This window comes from Pseudomonas sp. F220, from assembly GCF_057813935.1.
Window position 1 is genome coordinate 52906 of sequence record NZ_JBVASJ010000026.1, and the last position, 22365, is coordinate 75270.

At 58.4% G+C, this 22365-nt stretch carries 21 protein-coding genes; 4 read left to right on the plus strand and 17 right to left on the minus strand.

What is annotated here, in order from left to right:
- Positions 1-5: 5 nt before the first annotated feature.
- Positions 6-1352, minus strand: a complete 1347-nt coding sequence (gene algB / locus ACZYSM_RS20300) for a sigma-54-dependent response regulator transcription factor AlgB (RefSeq protein WP_489073897.1) — start codon at positions 1350-1352, stop codon at positions 6-8.
- A 441-nt stretch (positions 1353-1793) separates the two neighbouring features.
- Here algB and ACZYSM_RS20305 point away from each other — a divergent pair, with 441 nt between their 5' ends.
- The 4 genes from ACZYSM_RS20305 to ACZYSM_RS20320 all read left to right on the plus strand — a co-directional run bounded on the left by ACZYSM_RS20305 (position 1794) and on the right by ACZYSM_RS20320 (position 5743).
- Positions 1794-2081: a hypothetical protein gene (locus ACZYSM_RS20305; RefSeq protein ID WP_489073899.1), complete on the plus strand. Its 288-nt coding sequence runs from the start codon at positions 1794-1796 to the stop codon at positions 2079-2081.
- Positions 2082-2161: 80 nt separating this feature from the next.
- Positions 2162-2326, plus strand: a complete 165-nt coding sequence (locus ACZYSM_RS20310; RefSeq protein ID WP_414909778.1) for a DUF1328 domain-containing protein — start codon at positions 2162-2164, stop codon at positions 2324-2326.
- Positions 2327-3081: 755 nt separating this feature from the next.
- Positions 3082-4413 (plus strand): glutamate/aspartate:proton symporter GltP, encoded by a 1332-nt coding sequence (gene gltP / locus ACZYSM_RS20315; RefSeq protein WP_489073901.1) that lies wholly within the window; start codon positions 3082-3084, stop codon positions 4411-4413.
- Positions 4414-4513: 100 nt separating this feature from the next.
- Complete coding sequence (locus ACZYSM_RS20320; protein ID WP_489073903.1) at positions 4514-5743, plus strand: nucleoside recognition domain-containing protein; 1230 nt, start codon at positions 4514-4516, stop codon at positions 5741-5743.
- 153 nt (positions 5744-5896) lie between these two features.
- On the opposite strand, the gene ACZYSM_RS20325 is transcribed toward ACZYSM_RS20320, so the two are convergent.
- The 16 genes from ACZYSM_RS20325 to scpC form a co-directional block, all read right to left on the minus strand.
- A complete protein-coding gene (locus ACZYSM_RS20325; protein ID WP_489073905.1) occupies positions 5897-6553 on the minus strand; it encodes an ABC-type transport auxiliary lipoprotein family protein in 657 nt (218 codons plus the stop codon).
- Positions 6550-7488, minus strand: coding sequence for an MlaD family protein (locus tag ACZYSM_RS20330; protein ID WP_489073907.1), 939 nt, complete (start codon positions 7486-7488; stop codon positions 6550-6552). The genes ACZYSM_RS20325 and ACZYSM_RS20330 overlap by 4 nt, the downstream gene beginning before the upstream one ends.
- A 1-nt stretch (position 7489) precedes the next feature.
- The gene (locus ACZYSM_RS20335) at positions 7490-8293 is read right to left on the minus strand and encodes an ABC transporter ATP-binding protein (protein ID WP_489073909.1); all 804 of its coding nucleotides are present in this window, start codon (positions 8291-8293) and stop codon (positions 7490-7492) included.
- Positions 8290-9438 (minus strand): ABC transporter permease, encoded by a 1149-nt coding sequence (locus ACZYSM_RS20340; protein WP_489073911.1) that lies wholly within the window; start codon positions 9436-9438, stop codon positions 8290-8292. The genes ACZYSM_RS20335 and ACZYSM_RS20340 overlap by 4 nt, the downstream gene beginning before the upstream one ends.
- Positions 9439-9522: 84 nt before the next feature.
- Complete coding sequence (locus ACZYSM_RS20345; protein ID WP_489073913.1) at positions 9523-10536, minus strand: DUF5924 family protein; 1014 nt, start codon at positions 10534-10536, stop codon at positions 9523-9525.
- Between the two features lie 67 nt (positions 10537-10603).
- Complete coding sequence (locus ACZYSM_RS20350) at positions 10604-11992, minus strand: M16 family metallopeptidase (protein WP_489073915.1); 1389 nt, start codon at positions 11990-11992, stop codon at positions 10604-10606.
- Between the two features lie 111 nt (positions 11993-12103).
- A complete protein-coding gene (locus ACZYSM_RS20355) occupies positions 12104-13762 on the minus strand; it encodes a Na/Pi cotransporter family protein (protein ID WP_489073917.1) in 1659 nt (552 codons plus the stop codon).
- 226 nt (positions 13763-13988) lie between these two features.
- A complete protein-coding gene (locus ACZYSM_RS20360; RefSeq protein WP_489073919.1) occupies positions 13989-14756 on the minus strand; it encodes a TerC family protein in 768 nt (255 codons plus the stop codon).
- Positions 14757-14840: 84 nt separating this feature from the next.
- Positions 14841-16148: a CitMHS family transporter gene (locus ACZYSM_RS20365; RefSeq protein ID WP_489073921.1), complete on the minus strand. Its 1308-nt coding sequence runs from the start codon at positions 16146-16148 to the stop codon at positions 14841-14843.
- 456 nt (positions 16149-16604) lie between these two features.
- Positions 16605-18566 (minus strand): DUF7844 domain-containing protein, encoded by a 1962-nt coding sequence (locus tag ACZYSM_RS20370; RefSeq protein WP_489073923.1) that lies wholly within the window; start codon positions 18564-18566, stop codon positions 16605-16607.
- The gene (locus ACZYSM_RS20375; protein WP_489073925.1) at positions 18563-18883 is read right to left on the minus strand and encodes a DUF2388 domain-containing protein; all 321 of its coding nucleotides are present in this window, start codon (positions 18881-18883) and stop codon (positions 18563-18565) included. Before ACZYSM_RS20375 ends, ACZYSM_RS20370 begins: the two co-directional genes overlap by 4 nt.
- Positions 18884-18909: 26 nt before the next feature.
- Complete coding sequence (locus ACZYSM_RS20380) at positions 18910-19218, minus strand: DUF2388 domain-containing protein (protein ID WP_489073927.1); 309 nt, start codon at positions 19216-19218, stop codon at positions 18910-18912.
- A 106-nt stretch (positions 19219-19324) separates the two neighbouring features.
- Positions 19325-19642 carry a DUF2388 domain-containing protein gene (locus tag ACZYSM_RS20385; RefSeq protein ID WP_489073929.1) on the minus strand — a complete coding sequence of 106 codons (318 nt, stop codon included), beginning with the start codon at positions 19640-19642 and terminating at the stop codon, positions 19325-19327.
- A gap of 180 nt (positions 19643-19822) precedes the next feature.
- Complete coding sequence (locus ACZYSM_RS20390) at positions 19823-20032, minus strand: DUF1127 domain-containing protein (RefSeq protein ID WP_489073931.1); 210 nt, start codon at positions 20030-20032, stop codon at positions 19823-19825.
- Between the two features lie 271 nt (positions 20033-20303).
- A complete protein-coding gene (locus ACZYSM_RS20395; protein ID WP_489073933.1) occupies positions 20304-20519 on the minus strand; it encodes a DUF1127 domain-containing protein in 216 nt (71 codons plus the stop codon).
- Positions 20520-20838: 319 nt separating this feature from the next.
- Positions 20839-22332 (minus strand): succinyl-CoA:acetate CoA-transferase ScpC, encoded by a 1494-nt coding sequence (scpC, locus tag ACZYSM_RS20400; protein WP_489073935.1) that lies wholly within the window; start codon positions 22330-22332, stop codon positions 20839-20841.
- Positions 22333-22365 lie beyond the last annotated feature (33 nt).

Below are 22365 nucleotides of genomic sequence, written 5' to 3' on the forward strand. Positions count from 1 at the left end.
GCCGCTCATAAGTTGTACTGTTTGCGTTTTCGGTAAAGCGTCGAGGCATCAATGCCGAGAGTTTTGGCGGCTTGATCAAGGGTGTCGCTAGTGGCCAGCACTGCGCCGATATGGGCCCTTTCCAACTCATCCAGGCTCAACGCTGCACCGATCCGCGGAGCGTTGTTGGTCGGTTGATCGGCCATGCCTAGATGGCTGATTTCTACCCTTTCCTGAGGGCAAATGATGCTCGCGCGTTCGACCACGTTGCGCAGTTCGCGGATGTTGCCTGGCCAGCGGTAGTTGAGCAGCGCCTCGCGCGCTTCATCGCTGAAGCCGCGAGCTGGTCGTGCGTACTCCTTGACGAAGCGCGCCAGGAAGCGATCAGCCAGGGTCAAAATGTCTTCACTGCGCTCACGCAGCGGTGGCAGGTGCAAGGTGATGACATTCAGCCGGTACAGCAAGTCCTCACGAAAACGTCCGTCGCGGACCATGTCTTCGAGGTTGAGGTTGGTAGCGGCGAGGATGCGGACGTCAGCGCGACGGGTCACCGGGTCGCCGACGCGTTCGTATTCCTTGTCCTGAATGAAGCGCAACAATTTGGGTTGCAGGGTCAGCGGGAAGTCGCCAATTTCATCGAGGAACAGGGTCCCGCCATCGGCCTGGTTGACCCGTCCGAGGGTGCTTTCGCTGGCACCGGTAAAGGCCCCACGGCTGTGGCCGAACATCTCGCTTTCTATCAGTTCGGCGCTCAACGACGGGCAGTTGATGGTGACGCAGGACTTTTTCGCGCGTTTGCTCCAGCCGTGAATAGCTTGGGACAGTTCGCCTTTACCGGTGCCGGATTCCCCGAGAATCAGAATATTGGCATCGGTACCGGCAACCTGGCGCGCAGTTTCCAGCACCACTTTCATCGCCGGGCTGTGAGAGTCCAGCCCGTCCTTGGGTTTGCGCATCTCCCCTTCGAGCGCTTCCAGGCGTGCCGAGAGTTGGCACACTTCCAGTTGCTTGGCGGTAGCGAGGCGCAGTTGGTCCGGGCTGCAAGGCTTGACCAGATAATCCGCAGCACCGGCCTGGATCGCATCGACCGCGGTATCCACGGCCGAGTGAGCGGTGACAATCACCACACGCATCCAGGGAGCCTGGATACGCATTTGTGCCAGTACGTCGAGGCCGTTGTCTTCGCCCAACCGAAGGTCGAGGAAACACAAGTCAAACACCTGACGCTGTAATAAGGCATCGGCTTGGGCCGCGCTGTTGGCGGTGGCTACGGTATAGCCTTCGTCTTCCAGACAGTAACGGAAGGTGCGGAGGATGGCGGACTCATCATCCACCAGAAGAATACGGCCTTGATGTTCCGTGGCTGATTCCATTTCCCACGCTCCTTTAGTGAGTGATCTTATTTAGTCCCGGAAAAATCGGGCAAGTTGCATGGTCGATTCTGATTGATTCCACCGAATGCAGGTTAGCTATCTATTGAGAATGTTGCTAAATAGCTGATTAATAATGATTTTTTATAAAAAACTGATTGCTTCGCGCTCCTTGCCCCCCTTCTTTCTGACATCTACTGATCTGCGCTGACTCCTGGAACTTTCAATTTCCGGCCTATTGATCGTGCATAACGCACGATGCCTAAAGTGCAATCGTGCAAGTTGCGTTCGGCGGCGTTCCCTTAAAAGTAATAACTACATGATTTAATTGTATTTTTTATAAGATAAAAGCTGGCATGCAGGCTGCAATAGTCTGAATAGCCAAAGGCGCAATAACAGAAGCGCCTTCTTCCGAATGACCACCCGTGTGGGAGGAGCTTCAGGATGAATCGCCAACGTTTCGCCCAGTTGCACATTTCGCCTCTGCATCTGCAGCAAGGGTTGGTTGCGAGTCTGGCGCTGCTTGTCACGCTCATTGGTGGTCAGCAGTTCCAGCGTTGGGATCAGAGCCAGCAGGAAGTGGCGCTGCGTTTGCCGAGTCATCACACAACCCAAACCCATTTCAGTGCGGTCAGCAGTCAGTTTGCTGACTCCGTCCCGGTGTACCTGATGGATGTTGACCAGGCACAGCCTGTGGCTGAGTCCGCTCCTCAGGAACGCTGGGTGTTTTAGGCATGAGACTTGGCGTGGGGTAGCTGCGCCGGGAATCGCAATACACGCGACACCTCCACAGACACGTAAGGAGAATCACCATGTTGAGCTGGGCAATCACATTCTTGATCATTGCCATTGTGGCTGCAGTGTTGGGCTTCGGTGGTATTGCGGGCACCGCCACGGGTATCGCCAAGATTCTCTTTATCGTGTTCCTGGTGATGTTTATTGCTTCCTTCTTCTTTGGCCGCCGCGGCCGAGGCTGAACATGAGTGTTTCGTGAAAGACAAAGACACTGAGTTCTACTCTAGAAAGAAGTCCGAACAATTTGCTTCTTTCTTTTTGCGCCACCCGATGACGGCAGGCGCATGACCAAGGGGTCGGGACGTTCTGATTGATGTGAGATCGGAGTGACCTAGGGGTACAAGGGGTACCTCCGTAAGGGCCGGGTCAGGAAAAAGTTGCGACGCAAGCTCGCAGTCGTTGAGGACTTGGCGTGCTTGCGGCGTGCTCGAACACGCAAAGGCTTGTCCTAGAGCGATCCGCTGGATCCTCACGCTCTTCTCCTGTGAAAAATCCTCTCGCTGTTCTTCTCAACCGTTTCGCGGTGCTGCATCACGACCGTATATCGAGAAACCTGGCTCTGATTCAGGTTCTGTTTTCACTCCCCGCTGTAGGTTATTCCCCTCATTTTCGTCGTTATTCATGCCGCCGATATGTCCCGAATTTCGCCTGTGATGGCCGGTTCACGGCACTTATGCCTGCCGATATGTCGTATTCGAACCGGCTGGGACAATGGATTTGTTTAATTAATCTCATGCCGATTCGGCATAGGGTAGGCGTTTACGGCATTAGACGCGCCCCTCTTGCATCGGAATAGTTGCGCCTTTTTTCGCCTGTAGAGAGCCGTAAATGCTCGCTCGCGGTGACCTTATACGGGGGCAGGTGCACAGACTTTTTCGCTCTTGAGTGTTCCAGTTTGCGCATCTTCCCGAGTCCACTTATAAGAAAGGGTAATGATATGAAGAAGGCAAAGCTTAGCCTCGCCTGGCAGATCCTCATCGGTCTGGTACTGGGGATTGCAATTGGGGCACTGCTCAACCATTTCAGTGCCGAAAAAGCCTGGTGGATCAGCAACATCCTGCAACCGGCAGGCGATATCTTTATCCGCCTGATCAAAATGATCGTGATCCCGATCGTGATCTCGTCGCTGATTGTGGGTATCGCCGGCGTTGGTGATGCCAAGAAGCTCGGGCGCATTGGTCTCAAGACCATCCTTTACTTCGAAGTCGTCACCACCATCGCCATCGTGGTCGGCTTGTTGTTGGCCAACCTGTTCCACCCAGGCACTGGCATCGACATGAGCACCCTGGGCACTGTGGATATTTCCAAGTACCAGGCGACGGCTGCCGAGGTTCAGCATGAACATGCGTTCATCGAAACCATCCTCAACCTGATTCCGTCGAACATCTTTGCTGCCATGGCGCGTGGCGAGATGCTGCCGATCATTTTCTTCTCGGTGTTGTTCGGCCTTGGCTTGTCGAGCCTGCAGTCCGATCTGCGCGAGCCGCTGGTGAAGATGTTCCAGGGCGTGTCGGAAAGCATGTTCAAAGTCACTCACATGATCATGAATTACGCCCCGATCGGCGTATTCGCACTGATCGCGGTGACGGTTGCCAACTTCGGCTTCGCTTCCTTGGTGCCGCTGGCCAAACTGGTGATCCTGGTTTACGTGGCGATAGCGTTCTTCGCCTTCGTGGTGCTGGGCCTGATTGCTCGCCTGTTTGGTTTCTCGGTGATCAAGCTGATGCGCATCTTCAAGGATGAGCTAGTACTCGCCTACTCCACCGCCAGCTCGGAAACCGTGTTGCCGCGAGTGATCGAGAAGATGGAAGCCTACGGCGCGCCAAAAGCCATTTGCAGCTTCGTAGTGCCGACCGGTTATTCCTTCAATCTTGACGGCTCGACCCTGTATCAAAGTATCGCGGCGATCTTCATCGCGCAGCTGTATGGCATCGATCTGTCCATCGGCCAGCAATTGCTGCTGGTGCTGACTCTGATGGTTACCTCCAAAGGTATCGCCGGTGTGCCGGGCGTTTCCTTCGTGGTGCTGCTGGCGACGCTGGGCAGTGTGGGTATTCCGTTGGAAGGCCTGGCGTTCATCGCCGGTGTCGACCGCATCATGGACATGGCCCGTACCGCGCTGAACGTGATTGGCAACGCCCTCGCCGTGTTGGTCATCTCCCGCTGGGAAGGCATGTACGACGACGCCAAGGGCGAGCGCTACTGGAACTCCCTCCCGCACTGGCGCAGCAAAGAGCCGCTGCCAGCCGGCGAGACGTCTAACAACTAAGGTCCTTCAGACCGCCTACAACAAACCCCGGGAAACCGGGGTTTGTTGTTTCTGGCAACTGACCGCTATCATTCATCGCATCTTCTGGGGGATTTAACTGATGCTCAATGGCCTATGGCTTGGCTTCTTCATCGTGGCTGCCGTTTCGGCACTGGCGCAGTGGCTGATTGGCGGCAATGCCGGGATCTTCGCGGCGATGGTGGAAAGTATCTTTGCCATGGCCAAGTTGTCGGTGGACGTGATGGTCCTGCTGTTCGGCACCCTGACCCTCTGGCTGGGCTTTCTGCGGATCGCTGAAAAGGCCGGGATCGTCGACTGGCTGGCCAAGGCGCTAGGGCCACTGTTTCTGCGCCTGATGCCGGAAGTCCCCGCCGGTCACCCGGCCATTGGTTTGATCACCCTGAACTTGGCCGCCAATGGCCTGGGCCTGGACAACGCGGCCACGCCGATCGGCTTGAAGGCCATGCGCGCGTTGCAGGAGCTCAACCCCAGCACGACCACGGCGAGCAACGCACAGATTCTGTTTCTGGTGCTCAACGCTTCATCGCTGACCTTGCTGCCAGTCACGATCTTCATGTATCGCGCGCAGCAGGGTGCTCCCGACCCGACGATGGTGTTCCTGCCGATCTTGCTGGCCACCAGCGCCTCGACTCTGACGGGTCTGCTGTCGGTGGCAGTCATGCAGCGTCTGCGGCTGTGGGATCCGGTGGTGCTGGCTTATCTGATTCCGGGCGCGTTGGCGTTGGGCGGCTTCATCGCGTTGCTGGCGACACTTTCCGCCACAGCGCTGGCCAGCCTCTCGTCGATTCTCGGTAACCTGACGCTGTTCGGACTGATCATGCTGTTTCTGGTGATTGGCGCCTTACGCAAAGTCAAGGTGTACGAAGCGTTCGTCGAAGGCGCCAAAGAAGGTTTCGATGTCGCCAAGAACCTGTTGCCGTATCTGGTGGCGATGCTCTGTGCGGTAGGCGTATTGCGGGCGTCCGGGGCGCTGGATTTTGGTCTGGACGGGATTCGTCATCTGGTGGCATGGGCCGGATGGGACACCCGTTTCGTCGACGCCTTGCCGACGGCGATGGTCAAACCCTTCTCCGGCAGCGCCGCGCGGGCAATGCTGATCGAAACCATGAAGACTCAGGGCGTGGACAGCTTCCCGGCACTGGCGGCGGCAGTCATTCAGGGCAGTACCGAAACCACCTTCTATGTGCTGGCGGTGTACTTCGGCGCCGTCAGCATTCAACGCGCTCGCCATGCGGTGGGTTGCGCGCTGCTGGCCGAGTTTGCCGGCGTGGTAGCGGCGATTGGGGTTTGTTATTGGTTCTTTGGTTGAGCCGGAAAGCGAAAACGCGCCGGTCCTGTAGCAACTGCCGAAGGCTGCGTTCGGCTGCGAAGCGGTCGTAATCCGATCTGTCATATTTGCCTGACGGATCGCGGTGAATGATTTTACGACTGCTCCGCAGCCGGACGCAGGCTTCGCCAGCTGCTACAAGGGGCTTGCGTCGATCTTGATAACCGGGGCATGTCTCTGCCCCTGCTCTACCGCCCAACCAATCACCTGCCCCGTCAGCGTGTCGCTGGCCTGACCGAAACCTGCGACTACCGCCGGGACTTTCGGATCGCTCAGCGGTTGACGCACTTCAAAGCGGCGGCTGGCGATGATCCGTTGATCATTGCCACGCACCAGACGTGCATCCAGGCGAATCACCGCTTCCGCGGTGCTGCCCTGATACTCAGTCTGGAACGCCTGCAACTCCCCTCCTAACTCGAAATCAGCCTGCAGATTACTGTCGTCGGTACTGAGCAGTTGCACCCGACCGTCACGCAGGAAGGCGTCGAGCAGACGATTGCGAATCAGGACTGGCGCGGGGTCGCTCCAGCGCGAAGCCTTGTAGCTGCTGATCAGATCGCCTTGCGGTATGACGGCGATTTTCGGGCTGTTCAAGGCTTCGCTGGCTTGTGGCTTGGCCAGGCGCAATGACCATGGCAGCGCAGTGCCGCGAGGCGCCGGCGCGCTGCTCTGCGCTGTGGGTAGCCGATAGACATCGGCCGGTTCCGACTTGGGCAGGATCGAGCAGGCACTGGTCAGCGCGACGCTGCTGATCAGTGCGAGGTGGCCGACGACACGGTAGGCAAGCTTCATGGCGTGAACTCCTTGTTCTTGTCGCTGCCCAGCAGGTAACCGCTCGGGTTGGCTTCCAGACGGTTAGAGATGGCTCGTAGCGAATTCAGGGTCTCGCGCAGTTCACGCACGGCCGGGGCCAGCCCGTTCAATCCCTGCATACCGTTGTTGAGCGAGTCCTGATTGTCCGTCAGCAGTTTGTTGAGGGTCGCGCTGCTTTGCTCCAGAGACTGCATGGCCTGCTGGGCACTGCCGAACATCTGCTTGCCCTGATCGTTGAGCAAACCGTTGGCATTGCGCATCAGCGCGGTGGTTTGCTCCAGGGTGGCACTGGCCTGTTTTCCTACAGTAACCAGCTGCTGCATGGTCTGGCGGATGTCGCCACGCTGATCGGCGATGGCTCCGGTGGTTTGCTCCAGATGCTCGAGCGTGTTGCTGATGCGCGCAACGTTATCCGGCGACAACATTTGGTTGGCGTTGTTAAGTAGCAGGTTGACGCTGCTCATCAGGTCATCGCTATTGGTCAACAGCCGGGCGATTGGCGATGGCGAGGCGATGATCTCCGGCAGATTGCCGTCGTGCCCTTTGAGCTCCGGGCTTTGCGGCGTACCACCGCTGAGCTGGATGATCGAGGTGCCGGTGATCCCGGTCAGGGCCAGTTTGGCCTGGGTGTCTTCCTTGATCGGGGTTTCGCCGCTCAGACGGATTCGCGCCAGCACCCGGCGCGGGTCTTTCGGGTCCAGGCGTAGCGTGACCACGTCACCGACCTTGATTCCGCTGTACTGCACCGGGCTGCCCTTGGACAAGCCGCTGACCGCCTCATTGAAGACGATCTCGTAATCCTTGAACTCGGTCTCGACACTGGACTTGGCCAGCCACAGACCGAACAGCAAGGCGCCGACCACCACAATCACGGTGAACAGGCCGATCAATACATGATGGGCTCGGGTTTCCATGTCATACCTCGTTGAGCTGTGTAGCGGCTTGGAACGCCGCGCGGCCACGAGGGCCATGGAAGTATTCGTGAATCCAGGCGTCGTCGGTCTCGGCGACCTTGTCGATGGCGTCCGCCACCAGCACTTTTTTTTGCGCCAGTACCGCGACCCGGTCGGTGATGGTGTACAGCGTGTCGAGGTCATGGGTGACCAGAAACACGCTCAGGCCCAACGCATCGCGCAGGGTCAGGATCAACTGATCGAACGCGGCGGCGCCAATCGGGTCGAGGCCGGCGGTCGGTTCATCGAGAAACAGGATGTCCGGGTCCAGCGCCAACGCCCGGGCCAGTGCCGCGCGCTTGATCATGCCACCGGACAGCGAGGACGGGTACTTGTCCGCGGCCGACAGTGGCAGCCCGGCCAGCGCGAGCTTCACCGCAGCCAGGTGTTCGGCGTCGGGACGGCTCAAACCCGCGTGTTCGATCAGCGGCAGCGCAACGTTCTCGGTCACCGTCAGCGAGGAAAATAACGCGCCCTTCTGGAACAGCACACCGAAGCGCCGCTCCACCATTGATCGATTGTGTGCCGAGAGGTTCGGTAAATCCTGACCAAATACCCGTACTGAGCCTTCGCTGGGCCGACGTAGGCCAATGATGCTGCGCAACAGCACTGACTTGCCGCTACCGGAGCCGCCGACCACGGCGAGAATCTCGCCTTTGTACAAATCCAGGTCGAGATTTTCATGCACGCTCTGGCTGCCGAAGCGATTGCACAGCCCACGGACTTCGATCACCGCCTCGGCGGGCGCACGGGGTAAACGACTCACCAGCCCATCTCCATAAAGAACAACGCGGCCACGGCGTCGAGAACGATCACCACAAAGATCGACTGCACCACGCTGGAGGTGGTGTGAGCACCTACTGATTCGGCACTGCCGCTGACCTTGAAACCTTCCAGGCAGCCGATCGCCGCGATCAGGAAAGCGAAGATCGGTGCTTTCACCATCCCCACCAGGAAGTGCTGAACCCCGATATCCGATTGCAGCAGCGAGAGAAACATCGCCGGCGAAATACCCAGCGACAGCGCACAGACCACCCCGCCGCCGACAATGCCCGAGAGCATCGCCAGAAAAGTTAGCATCGGCAGCGCTACCAGCAGCGCTAGAACCCGCGGCAGTACCAGCAGCTCGACCGGATCGAGGCCGAGTGTACGAATCGCGTCGATTTCTTCGTTGGCCTTCATCGAGCCGATTTGCGCGGTGAACGCACTGGCGGTTCGCCCGGCCATCAGGATTGCGGTGAGCAATACGCCGAACTCCCGCAGGAAGGAAAACGCGACCAGGTCCACGGTAAAGACGCTCGCACCAAAACTGGCCAGCACAGTGGCGCCGAGAAAGGCCACCACCGCGCCCACCAGAAAGGTCAGCAAGGCAACGATGGGCGCCGCATCCAGGCCTGTCTGTTCGATGTGCGCAACCATTGGTGTGACACGCCAGCGCGAAGGCCGAAACAGCCCGCGCGCCAGGGTTTCGAGGATCAGACCGATAAAACCCAGCAGTTGCAGGGTGTCCTGCCAGACCGCGTCGACGGCGCGGCCGATTCGGGTCAGCAGTTGAATGCCGACGCTCACCTCAGGTTCTTTGACCGGCACACAGAAGTCAGTTAGCGAGCAGTAGACGGTTTGCAGCAGTGCGCGGTCGGCGGTGGACAGGCTGCAATCGGGATGTTCGGTGGACTTGCCGAGCCGCTCGGCCCCCAGCAGTTCTACCAGCAGAGACGCCCCGGCGGTGTCGAGCGCGCCGAGGCTATTGAGGTCGATGTGGGTAGTGTCGTCGTATTGGCCGTGAAGTTTTTCGGTCAGTCGCTTGAGATCGGCGTAGTGGACAAGCGTCCAGTCACCCGTGACCCGCAGCCGCGCAGGGGTGTCGGACGTATCCAGTTGGGCGCTGCCGGCCATCGTGCTGCTAGTCATAAACTCCGTGCTTGTTCGGCAATTACACAGTGCTACGTAATAGCACGATCACGGCTACTTTGCCTCGCTCGGCGTCTTGATGTCTCAACCTTTGTCTGTCACTTCAAAGCGCAATACGCCGATCAACTGGCCGTCTTCGGTCAGCACGCGAACCTGCCAGTGGCCGACCGGATTGTCCGGAAAGTTTTGTTTGTGGGTCCAGGCCCGGTAGCCTTCCTTGCGCCCGCCGTGGATATCCAGGGCGATGCGGTCGACCTCTTTACCCTCAAACTGCCAGACGTGGTAAATCCGCTCGTCCAGCCCCCGTGGCGCGTTGATCGCGGTGTAGGCGTACAGACCGCTGCTGCGCACTTGGCTGGCGCTGACTTCGTCCAGGGCGTCACCAGGGGTTCTGTCCTGGAGTTCAGTGCTGATCGCCACCTCGGTCATCCACAGGGTCGCTGGTGGTACCCAGGAGCGCAGTAGCCAACCAGCGCCGCCGATAGCCAATGTGATCCCCAGTAACATCAGCCCGCCGCGCCAGTTGCGGATTGGAAAACTCGACGCCAGGCTCGGGAAAGACAACAGCATGGCGATGCCCAGCGCCAGCTTGAAGCTTTGCGCGGTGGTCAGGTGCAGGATGATCGGCAGCGCCGTCAGCAGCGCGGCAAACAACGTCAGGGTGTGCAGTGCCAGAAACAGCCAGCGTCGTGGCGCCAGCCATTTGTAGTACAGCGGATCGATAATCGAAATCAGTGCCGCAGCGCCGAGCAGGCCGGTGAAAACCAGTTGTCCGCTGTTCCAGGTGGTGGTGATAAAGAAGAATGGCAGGACGAAGAACAGACTTTCCTGATGGATCATCTGCGTCGCATAACGCAGCAAGGGCTGCGGAATCTCGCGTTTGAAGACCTTGGTGAACAGTTGGGTGAGGCTGTTTTCCAGCATCAGCCAGACCCAACTCACCAGCATGATGGTCGCGATCCAGGTCGCCAGACTTTGCTGGCGGTCCACCAGAATGAAACTGCCGACCCCGGAGATAAAACCGCCGAGCGCAATCACCCCTGGATAGCGCTTCATCAGTTCCAGGATGCGCTGTAGGTAAAGAGTCCAGTTAGGCATTCGACGGTTCGCAGTCTCAAGGGAAAAATCCCCGACAGAATAACGTCTTAGCTCCGTCAAATGCGCGTTACGAGCGGATCTGTTTTCGATAAAGCCGCCAGCCGAGCAGCGAAATCATGATCAGACCGAATACACCTGCAACCAGCCAGCTCAACACGTCATAACTGAGCAAGGGCTTCTCGATGCGCAGATAGCCGGGCTGGTTGAGCAACTGGCGCATGGCCTGGTTGGCTTGCTCCAGACTCACTGCTTGAAGGCGTTTGGCCGGGTCGGCAAAACGTCCATTCTCGTAATCGCCGAGGGCGTTCCAGTAGTAGTCGGCCAGGGCGCTATTACCTTGTACGGCCCAGGCCTGACGGGCGACGGCGACCTGCTGCAGGCGGGCGAAGGTGGCAGGATCGAGTCCGTCCTTGAGCAGTCGGGCCTTCATGTCATTGAGTACTTGCTCGGCCTGCGGCAGGTCATCGCGCTCCAGGTCGGCGCTCAGGCTGAGAAAACCGACGCCACCGAATACTTCCCGTTCGCTCCAGGGACCGTAGGACAGTCCATGGTCCAGCCGCAGTTGGCAATACAGCGCCCAGTCCAGGTAGTCCTTGAGCAAGTCGAAGGTTTCATCGTTTTGGTTGTCCAGTACTGGCTCGGGAAACAGCCAGTGCAGCTTCGCGCCACCCCCGACCCAGCCCTGGATCAGATTGCGCACGGGAGCGGCTTTGGCCTGGATTTCAGGCAGTGGCAAATGCTCGCTGGGGTCGGCCACCGGGTCGAGCTGACCATAAGTGCGCTCCAGATACGCCGGCAACAGACGGTCAAGCTCGCCGACGACAATCAGCGTCATATTGTTCGGCGCGTACCAGGTTTTGCGCACCTTCTCCAGTTGTTCGCGGGTCAGGTGGTCGACCTCGGCCCGCTCTGGGCATTTGAGACCAAGTTCCACCGCCAACTGATTGCTGGCCTTATGACCCAGGTCTTGACGGTCCATCCAGCGCTGCAGGTGTGAATAATGACCGCCGTCTTCACGCTCGACGACTTGTTTGGCAGCAGCGATGGCTGTGTCGTCAATCTTGGTGCGGGTCAGCAGCGCCAGTAACAGATCGAGGACTTTGCGTTGGTTCTTCGCTGGGGCTTCGATGACGAAAGTGGTATCGGCGTTACTGGTGTAGGCATTCCACTCGCCGCCCAGCGCCTGCATGCGTTCCTCCAGCCCTCCTTCACCGCTGGCGTCGATACCGCTGAACAGCAAGTGTTCGAGCAGGTGCGGCAGCTCCTTGTCGGCGCAGCTGAAATCATCCAGGCCAACGCCGACTACCAGACGAATCGCCACATAATCGCGCTCGCTGCCGGGTTTGAGCAGCAATTGCAGACCGTTGGGCAGCCTATAGCCCTCGACCTGGAAGCGATCCAGGGCAAAGGAATGGGCTGAACCGAACAATAGAAAAGCGAACAACAGGTTACGCATAACGAGCTTCCAGGCGGGTAGGAGCTGCCGAAGGCTACGAACGATCCGCGAAGCGGTCACGCGTTCAGTCGCCTTCGTCAGTTTTAACTGACTCCTACCAAAACCAGACGTTCAAGGCGAATGCGTGATGTCAGCGGTATCGTCCACCACAAGCGCTTCAGTGTCGGCGGTTTCCAGTACCGCATAGGCGCTGCTGCAGAATAACGAATTGAGGCGCTTCATATCGGCGATCAACTCCAGATGCAGCGAACTGGTCTCGATACTTTGCACTATCTTGCGTTGCAGGCGGCTGACGTGAGCATGGGCCAGGCGCCGTTCCTGAGCGCGAAAGCGACGTTTCTCACGCAGCAATTGTCGAGCGCTTTCCGGGTCCGCGCTGAGAAACACCGACAGGCCCAGGCGCAAGTTGGCGATCAGTTGGCTGTGCAAGTCCGCCAGCTCTTCCAGACCCACGTCGGAAAAGGAGCGGCGTTGTGAGGTCTTCTGCTGCTGAACCTTGCGCAGCATGCGCTCGATCAAATCCCCGGCGAGCTTCAGGTTGATCGCCAACTCGATGATCTCGGCCCAGCGGCGGCTGTCCTGCTCGCTGAGGTCTTCGCGGGGCATCTGCGCCAGATACAGCTTGATCGCGCTGTAAAGCACCTCAACGTCGTCACTCAAACGGCGCATCTCCAGGGTGACGGCGGTTTGTTTGCCGCGCAGCACATCGAGCATCGCTTCAAGCATGTTGTCGATCAGGTCACCAATACGCAGGGTTTCCCGCGCCGCATTGGCCAACGCCAGGCTTGGTGTGACCAAGGCGGTCGTGTCCAGGTGGCGGGGACGAGCCAGCCCGCTGGTTTCCGGGCGCTCGGGTAGCAACCAGGCACAGATCCGTGCCATCGGCCCGACGCTGGGCAACAGCAGGAGGCAACGAACGGTGTTGTAGACCAGATGAAAGCCGATCACCAGCCCTTGCGGGCTGTAATCGAGTCTGTCCATCCAGCGCACCAGCGGATGGAGCACCGGGATGATCAGCAACAGGCCGATCAGTTTGTACAGCAGGCTGCCCAGAGCCACTTGGCGGCCGGCGGCGTTTTGCATGCTGGTACTGAGGAACGCCAGCACACCACTGCCGATGTTGGCGCCAATCACCAGGCCGATGGCCACCGGCAGGCTGATCACGCCGGCACCGGTGAGGGTTGCGGTCAGCAGGACCGCAGCGAGGCTCGAGTAGGAAGTCATTGCGAACAGCGCACCGACCAAGGCGTCGAGCAGGATATCGCCGGTCAGCGAGGCGAAAATGACTTTCACGCCGTGGGCGTGAGTAATCGGCGCGGCGGCTTCGACAATCAGTTGCAGGGCTAGAATGATCAGCCCCAGACCGATGCCGACACGACCCAGTTGGCCAGCGCGGGTCTGTTTGCGTGACAGGAAGAAAATCACCCCAAGAAAGATCAACAGCGGCGAGAGCCAGGACAGGTCGAGGGTCAGTACCCGTGCCATCAACGCGGTACCGACGTCGGCGCCCAGCATGGTCGCCAGCGCAGGCGTCAGCGCCATCAAGCCCTGACCAACGAAGGAGGTGACCAGCATGGCCGTGGCGTTACTGCTCTGGACCATGGCGGTTACCAGAATCCCGGCGACAAAGGCCAGCGGGCGCCTGGACATGTTCTGGCCAATCACGTGGCGCAAGTTCGAGCCGTAGACCCGCAGGATGCCGGTTCGGACGATGTGCGTGCCCCAAATCAGTAAGGTCACGGCGGATAGCAAATTGAGCAGGGTCAGCATGCTGGGTCCCCTGTGGTGAATAGCGCCCAAAAGGGGCAAGTTGACGGTGCCGCGCGACGCTCTACGTTCTGTACTTAAGCTGTAGTTGGCTAACGGGCTGGGCGCCAGCATCGCATAGCTAAAGAGTCGATTGAAACAAAACCGTCATGAAATCAGCTTCTTTCTGACAATGTGCAGACGTGAAAAAGGGGCTCGAAAGCCCCTTCCCTAAACACACGCTCTCAGGTCATTGACCCGGAATGTCCTTGCGCAGTTTCACTGGGTCTTGTTGTTTGCGTTTTTTCGCGATGGCAGTGCGCATCTTGATGTTGATCGCTTCCACGGCCAGTGAGAACGCCATGGCGAAGTAGACGTAGCCTTTTGGTACGTGCACACCGAAGGCTTCGGCGATCAAAACGGTACCGACCACCAACAGGAACGACAGTGCGAGCATTTTCAGCGACGGGTGTTTGTCGATGAACTCGCTGATGGTGCCCGAAGCCAGCATCATCACCAGCACGGCAACAATGATCGCCGCGACCATGACCGGTACATGGGACACCATGCCGACCGCAGTGATCACCGAATCCAGGGAGAACACGATGTCGATGATCGCGATCTGGATGATGGTGTAGAAAAAATTGCCGCCCTTGCCGTTTATTTCGTCGCTGGTTTCGTCGTCACCTTCCAGCGCGTGATACATCTCCTGGGAGCTTTTCCAGAGCAGAAACAGACCGCCGAAGAACAGAATCAGGTCGCGACCGGAAATACCCTGGCCGAAGGCCACGAACAGATCAGCCGTCAGGCGCATGACCCAAGTGATCGACAGTAACAACAGGATCCGCGTGACCATCGCCAACGCCAGGCCGAAGATCCGCGTACGTGATTGCATATGCTTGGGCATACGGCTGACCAGGATCGAGATCATGATGATGTTGTCGATGCCCAGGACGATCTCCAGGGCAGTCAGCGTAAAGAAGGCAACCCAGATTTCCGGGTTGGTCAGCCATTCCATGTGTATTCCTTTGAGCGAGTGTTAAACCGCGCCGGGCCATACTTTGAAAATCGAAGTCTAGACTCGGCGTGGTGAATCTTGGGCTTATAGAGTGCTGAACAGCGGGAAAATCCCCATCAGCAAAGCGGCGAACATTATGCACAGGCACACCAGCACTGCCCACTTGAGGGTAAAGCGCTGGTGATCACCGAACTCGATCCCGGCCAGCGCCACCAGCAGATAGGTCGACGGCACCAGCGGGCTCAGCAAGTGGACGGGCTGACCGACAATCGAGGCACGTGCCATTTCCACGGCGGTGATGCCGTAGTGGCTGGCGGCTTCGGCGAGAACCGGTAATACGCCGTAATAAAAGGCATCGTTGGACATGAAGAAGGTGAACGGCATGCTCACCAGGGCCGTGATCACGGCGAGGTACGGGCCAAGTGCGTCCGGGATCACCGACAGCAGGCTTTTCGACATCGCATCGACCATGCCGGTGCCGGACAGGATACCCGTGAAGATACCTGCGGCAAAAATCAGCCCGACCACCGCCAGTACGCTACCGGCGTGGGCCGCGACGCGGTCCTTCTGCTGCTGCAGGCACGGGTAGTTGACGATCATGGCGATACTGAAGGCGACCATGAACAGCACAGGCAGTGGCAGCAGACCTGCAATCAGTGTGCACATCAGTGCCAGGGTCAGCCCGCCGTTGAACCAGATCAGTTTTGGACGACGGGCATCCGGGAACTGCGAAACGCTGATTTCGCTGTGGTCGATCTCGTCGCCCTGCAGATGCAGTTCGCCTAGACGTGCACGTTCGCGTTTGCCGTACATATAGGCAATCGCCAGGATTGCTACGACACCGGCGAGCATGGCCGGGATCATCGGAACAAAGATGTCCGACGGGTCGACATGCAGTGCGCTGGCTGCGCGAGCGGTCGGGCCGCCCCACGGGGTCATGTTCATCACGCCACCGGCGAGGATGATCAAACCGGCCATGATCCGCGGGTTCATGCCGATGCGGCTATAGAGCGGCAGCATGGCGGCCACGCAGATCATGTAGGTGGTGGCGCCGTCACCGTCCATGGATACGATCAGCGCCAGTACCGCGGTACCGACCGAGACCTTCAGCGGGTCGCCCTTGACCAGTTTGAGGATCTTGCGCACCGCCGGGTCGAACAGGCCGGAGTCGATCATCAAGGCGAAATAGAGAATAGCGAACATCAGCATCACCCCGGTCGGGGCGAGCTTGGTGATGCCTTCGAGCATCATCGGGCCGATTTTCGGCGCAAAACCACCGAACAATGCGAACAGGATCGGGACGATGATCAACGCGATCAGCGCGGACAAGCGCTTGGTCATGATCAGGAACATGAACGTGATGACCATGGCAAAGCCAAGGAAAGTCAGCATAGAAAAACTCCAGGCGTAGCGCGGCTAGGGAATGGCGAACCGATGAGGTCAGCGCAGAACGGGAAGCACGAGGCGTACGGGGGGAGTCGGGGCAAACAGGCGGGTAGGAGCAAACATCAGAATCACCATTGTTGTTGTTAATTGGGCCTGGAGACGCCGAAACGCTCGCTTTGGCCAACCGGTCTATTGCCGGTAGTGGGGGGCGATCCTAATCGCGAAAGCTTTCAGCCAGCTTTCGCTGATGAAACGACTGACGAGTTGTATGTCGAATGTTTGTAGGACTTGTAGCAGCTGCCGCCAGGCTGCGTTCGGCCGCGCAGCGGTCGTAAAATCAGACACCACGGTTTTTCAGGTTAATCGTGGAGGCAGGATTTACGACCGCTGCGCGGCCGAACGCAGGCTTCGCCAGCTGCTACAGGGATTGTGCTGGACCTGAAATCCCTTAACTGACTGGTATTAGGGCAGCTCTAGCCCACCAGCAGCCTTATGCAGTGCTCGAAGATGCTCGCCCACCTGCTTCAGGTTGGCCTCATTCGCCGCCATTTCCGCTGCGCGACTTGGCTCGAGCAAGGCCCGGACTTCTTTGTCCAGATCCCCGGTCAAGCTTTGCAACTGCTTCTGACGCAGGCTGCTTTCCGATTCCAGCCGCTGCCATTCACTGGGCTGAGGCAAGCCGTAACCACTACTGCCCAGCAGTTCGGCCGGGCGGCTGAGGAAGCCGCTGTTGACCAGGATCTGCTGCAAGGTGCGGTTGGCTGTGTCCATGCCACCATTTTTCAGCTCGCGGGCGCCGAGGTAACGATGTTTGACTTCATCCTGAGCCAACAGCATTTGCCGACGGAAACTCGCCTGCTCCAGCAACAGCAAGGCAGCGCTGGTACGCAAGTCGGCCTGCTCGAACCATTGACGACGTTCTGTTGCGCTTAGCGATAGCCAGTCTTCTACGCTGTTCTGCTTGATCGGCAGATGCTTCTTCAATACTTCGAACATCGCCTGATAACGATCACGGAACGAATCGAAGCGATACCCCAGACGCAAGGCCTCGCGCGGGTCATCCAGCACGCTGGTGTCCGCCAGCCCACGAGCCTTCAGCACTTCCAGCAAGCCGTTGGGGACGATGCTGTCCAGCCCGGTCAGCTGTGGATTGTTACTGCCACTGCGTAACAACTTGAGGCTTTCGACGGCGCAGTTGTTGGACATGAAAAAATAGTTGCCGTCGTAGCTCCAGTGCATTTCGGCAGCGTGCTCGACCACGTCTTCGATCTCGCTACGCGACAGGTTGAGCGGCACCGAGGCCAGGCTACGCAGTTCAGTCTTGGTGTATTCATCGATGACTTGTGCCAGCGGCAGCACGAATAGTCGAGACGGATACTTCCCGACCAGGCCATCCCAGCTCGACAGCTGCACGTCACCGACAAAGGCGCGATAGGACAACACCAGATGTTGGTCCAGATCCAGACGGCAATCCGGTCCACGAGGACGGCCAGGCGCGCAGATCACCAGCCGCAACATGCTATGGCCCCAGCGACTGACCCAGTTCTGGTTGGCTTCAGCCAGCAGGTAGTCGACGGCATACACCCGCTCTGGATCGACCTGCCCTAACGGCTGTTTGGCAAAATCATTGCCGGCGTTGAGGAATGCGAAGGACTTGGCACAGGTGTCCTTGGCGGCAGGCGCCCAGCCGAAATGCTCTTTGTAGTAGCGATACAGCGCGGGGCGGCGGCAGGCGTAGCTAGGGTCAAGGAGGAAGTACTCCATGTTGACCGCGACGAACTCTTTTGGACTGGTTGTTTCGTAGATGTCCGGACTGCGGGCGATCTGCCGGTTGTGTTGCTCGCGTTCGCCGCGGCGCCCGACGTACTGCGGCCAGCCGGCCAGATCCAGCAGGCGCGGGTCATCACTGAGGGTAAAGCGCCGCGCCGTCTGGCCGCGACATTGGTCCGGGATACCGATTAGCCCTGAGCTGTTGTTCTGCCGAGTACAGCGCTGGATCAGTGTGCGCTCGGGGTCTGACCATAAGCGCGAACGATCATAGAGGTGGGTCAGTTCATGCAACACCGTGGCGAGCAATTCCTGGCGCACGGTGCCGTGGGGGCGATTGGTTTTTTTCGTCGCAGCGGATCCGTCGGTGAGACTGGCCAGCAGGTTGCGATTGAGGTCGAGTTCGGACACCAGCGACGCTTGGCCGTAGGCATTGCTCGGCATGTCGCTGGTCCAGATGACGTCGATGCGGCGATCCAGTTGCTCGACGAAACGCGGTGGCAGCGCCTGCATCGCTTCATCGAGCAGCGTCTGACTGGCGTGTTGCTCAGCAGGGCTCAGACCTTCGGTCTTGAGCTGTAATTGCAGACCGGCCTGAGCCGTGCTGCCAAGCAGCAATACAACTCCGGCCAGCAGCCAGGCAGCGAGCGACCTCACAGCGCGAGGATGGCTTCAGCGAGAACCTGATCACTGGCATCGCGGGCTTCTGGTACGCGGGTGCGCAAAGTGTTGAAGGCGGCTTCCAGGTGCGCACCGCGGATATCACCATTGCTGGCGACAAAACTGGCCGCATCGTCGTGGGCTTCACGCACGATTTTTGAGTCACGGATGGAGGTGGTGGTATCGGAAGTGAAATCAATCGTGCGCCTGGAGGCACGAATAACGATATCACTGGTGGCTACCAGAGTTTGCGCCTGGGTCACATCGGCCAACAGCAGCAGGCCAAGGGTGACAGCGATCAGCGGGTTACGCATGGAACTACTCCGAAGAACATAGATAACTATTGGACGAGAATTGCCTGTGCCAGTTCAAGGTCATTGGCACGAAGTTTTGGTTGGGTCTGGCGCAGATAAACCAGGGCGGACTCAAGTTGCGCGCCTCGCAGTTGACCATCGCTGGCAATGAACGCGGCAGCGTCATCCCGGGCGGCGAGTATCAGTTTATTGTCGAAGGGGGCGGACATCACTTTGCTTGTGGCGTAGCCGCTGGCCACAAGGCCTTGGGTGCTGAGGTCGAAGGCATGGGCCGAACCTGTCCAGCAGAGGGCGATAAATACGGGGGCGATGAGCAGATCTGAGAGAAAACGCATGAGACTCGATAGCTGAAAGCGAGCGCCAAGGCTAGCGCAATGCCCGGGCCAGAGCCAGCGTCGAAAGAGCGGGGCACGGCATGCGTGCCCCGCTTGCGATTTGCAATCAGATTGCCAGGATAGCTTGGGCCAGCTGTGCGTCGGTCGCATTCAACTGCGGCGCTTGATGACGAATGTGGTCAAAAGCGCTTTCCAGTTTCACACCGCGAATGGCGCCTTCGCTGGCGACGAAACTGGCCGCATCGTCACGGGCTGCGAGGACGATCTTGTTGTCACGGAGTGAGGAAGTCGCATCGGATGAGGCGTCGGAGGTGGCCTTGAGCGCACCGACGACGGCATCAGTGGTCACGATAAAACTGGTGGCATGCGCATTGGCGGCCACGGCCAGCAGGGCTGCAACGCTGAGCAGACGAAGACGGGACATGGGGTAACTCCTGTGGATTAACAGATAAAAGTGGAGCCGAGCAAAACACCAGCAGCCAGGTGAGTTGCGCAGTGCCTTGAGCATCAGACGACGCTCGCTCTGCAGAGTTCGCCACGTTCTTGTTGAATATTAGGCCGCACTGTATCTATTCGAATAGCCCTGTCTGTCTTCTGTGTACGACTAACGCCAGAATGGCTTGTCCAGTTCAGCTATGCGGTCAGAGTGACTGATCCCCAAGTCGGACAGTTGCTGATCATTAAGCTGGGCCAGCAAGCGCCGGGTGCGGGCTCTTTCCATGCCCCGAACCAGTGCTGCAAACAGCTGGCCCAGAGCGCTGGCGAGCGAGCGCTGTTGAGCTTTGGTGGCTGATACATCCAGTAAGCGATTCATGGTGCAGTCCTTGCGAACAGGCCGAGGTACCGGCCTTGGAGCACCATATTGATCTCTGCGAGTGGGTGGATACAGATACACCAGCGCTTAATTGTACTGGTTCAATTTGTGCTAATTGCATACTGTACCTGTCTGGCGATAGGCCTTCTGTACGGTCTCCATTTCAGACCCTGAAACGACAAAACCCGTCGCAGTTACCTGCGACGGGTTTTGTTTGTGCAATTCGGGTTGCTGGCGGTGGACCCGGTGGGTCAGAGCCAGCGACGCTAACTTAGCGCCAGAACGGCTTGCTCAGCTCTTCGTAGCGTTGTGCTTCGCTAATCCCTGCGTCAGCCAGCAGACGCGAATCCAGGCGAGCCAGTTGATGGCGGCTGGAGATGCGGCGCTGCCACAGCATCAGGTTGGCGATAACACGAAGAGGCATGGAAGCCTGGGTTTTTGCAGCGTTGTCTTCGAAGAACAGGTCGGAACTGAGTGTACGTTCCATGGTTGACATCCTTCCGCTTATGGCGGGATTAGGTAGTGGTTTAACTGATGCCAATGATCCTCCTCTTGCGCAAGTCTCTCTAGATACAGTTCACCTGTATTGTGAGGGACCAGTTAACTGTTTATAGGTGCTGTACTGCTCATAAATGAGGCAACTGTACCTGTCTGCACTTTTACGGTGCATTTTTGGGTGTGTGACTCAAAAAGGTAGGGGGTTTCGGTAGGAAAAGACCGGTACAGCAGTACAGTTTTTGGCGGATGCTGCCGTGATTGTGGGCAGCTAACGAAATTGCGTTTGCGTCAGCTGCCAACTGTATCAATTACACCGCGAGCATTTTCCCGGTTTCTTCCAGGTTGATGTGCCAGCTCAGTGCATCACGCAGGATGTGTGGCGTATGTCCGCCCGCGGCGCAGGCGGCTTTAAAGTAGTCATTCAAAGCTTCGCGATAAGCCGGGTGCACGCAGTTGTCGATGATCACGCGCGCCCTCTCCCGTGGCGCCAGGCCACGCAGGTCAGCAAGGCCTATCTCAGTGACAAGGATGTCGACATCATGCTCGGTATGGTCCACGTGGCTAACCATTGGCACCACGCTGGAAATTGCGCCGCCTTTGGCAATCGACTTGGTGACGAAGATCGCCAGATGCGCATTGCGGGCAAAGTCGCCCGAGCCGCCGATGCCATTCATCATCCGGGTGCCGCAGACGTGGGTGGAGTTGACGTTGCCGTATAGGTCGAACTCCAGCGCGGTGTTGATGCCGATGATGCCCAGCCGACGAACCACTTCCGGATGGTTGGAGATTTCCTGGGGACGCAACACCAGTTTGTCCTTGTAATGTTCCAGGTTGCCGAATACGTCGGCATTGCGTCGGGCCGACAAAGTGATCGAACTGCCCGAGGCAAAGCTCAACTTGCCGGCGTCGATCAGGTCAAAGGTCGAATCCTGCAACACTTCGGAGTACATGGTCAGGTCTTCGAACGGCGAGTCGATCAGGCCGCACATCACTGAGTTGGCGATGGTGCCGATCCCGGCTTGTAGCGGGCCGAGCTTGTTGGTCATGCGCCCTGCCGCCACTTCCTGCTTGAAGAAGTCGATCAGGTGATCGGCGATAGCCTGCGTGTCTGTGTCCGGCGGCAGCACAGTGGATGGCGAGTCGGATTGATTGGTGATCACGATCGCAACAATTTTTTCCGGCGGTATCGCAATGGCGGTGCTGCCGATGCGGTCGTCGACCTTGACCAGCGGAATCGGTGTGCGGGTCGGGCGATAGGTAGGGATATAGATGTCGTGCAAACCCTCGAGATTCGGGTTGTGCGCCAGGTTGATCTCAACGATGACGTGTTTGGCAAAAATCGCGAAACTGGCCGAGTTGCCCACGGAAGTCGTCGGAACGATATGGCCTTGTTCGGTGATTGCTACCGCCTCGATCACCGCAATGTCCGGTAACTTGAGCTGTTGGTTACGTAGCAGCTCCACGGTTTCTGACAGATGCTGGTCGATGAACATGACTTCGCCGGCATTGATCGCCTTGCGCAAAGTGCTGTCGACCTGGAATGGCATGCGTCGCGACAGTACGCCGGCTTCGGTCAGCTGTTTGTCGAGGTCGTTGCCCAGGCTGGCGCCGGTCATCAGACTGATTTTCAGCGGTGTTACCTTGGCACGTTCGGCCAGTGCGTGGGGCACGGCTTTGGCTTCGCCGGCGCGGGTAAAACCGCTCATGCCGACGGTCATGCCGTCCTGGATCAAAGCAGCGGCCTCTGCCGCGCTCATGACCTTACTTAACAACGAAGGCAAGCGGATGCGATCACGGTACATGGATTGTTATCTCGGGCAACGAAAGCAAGAAAC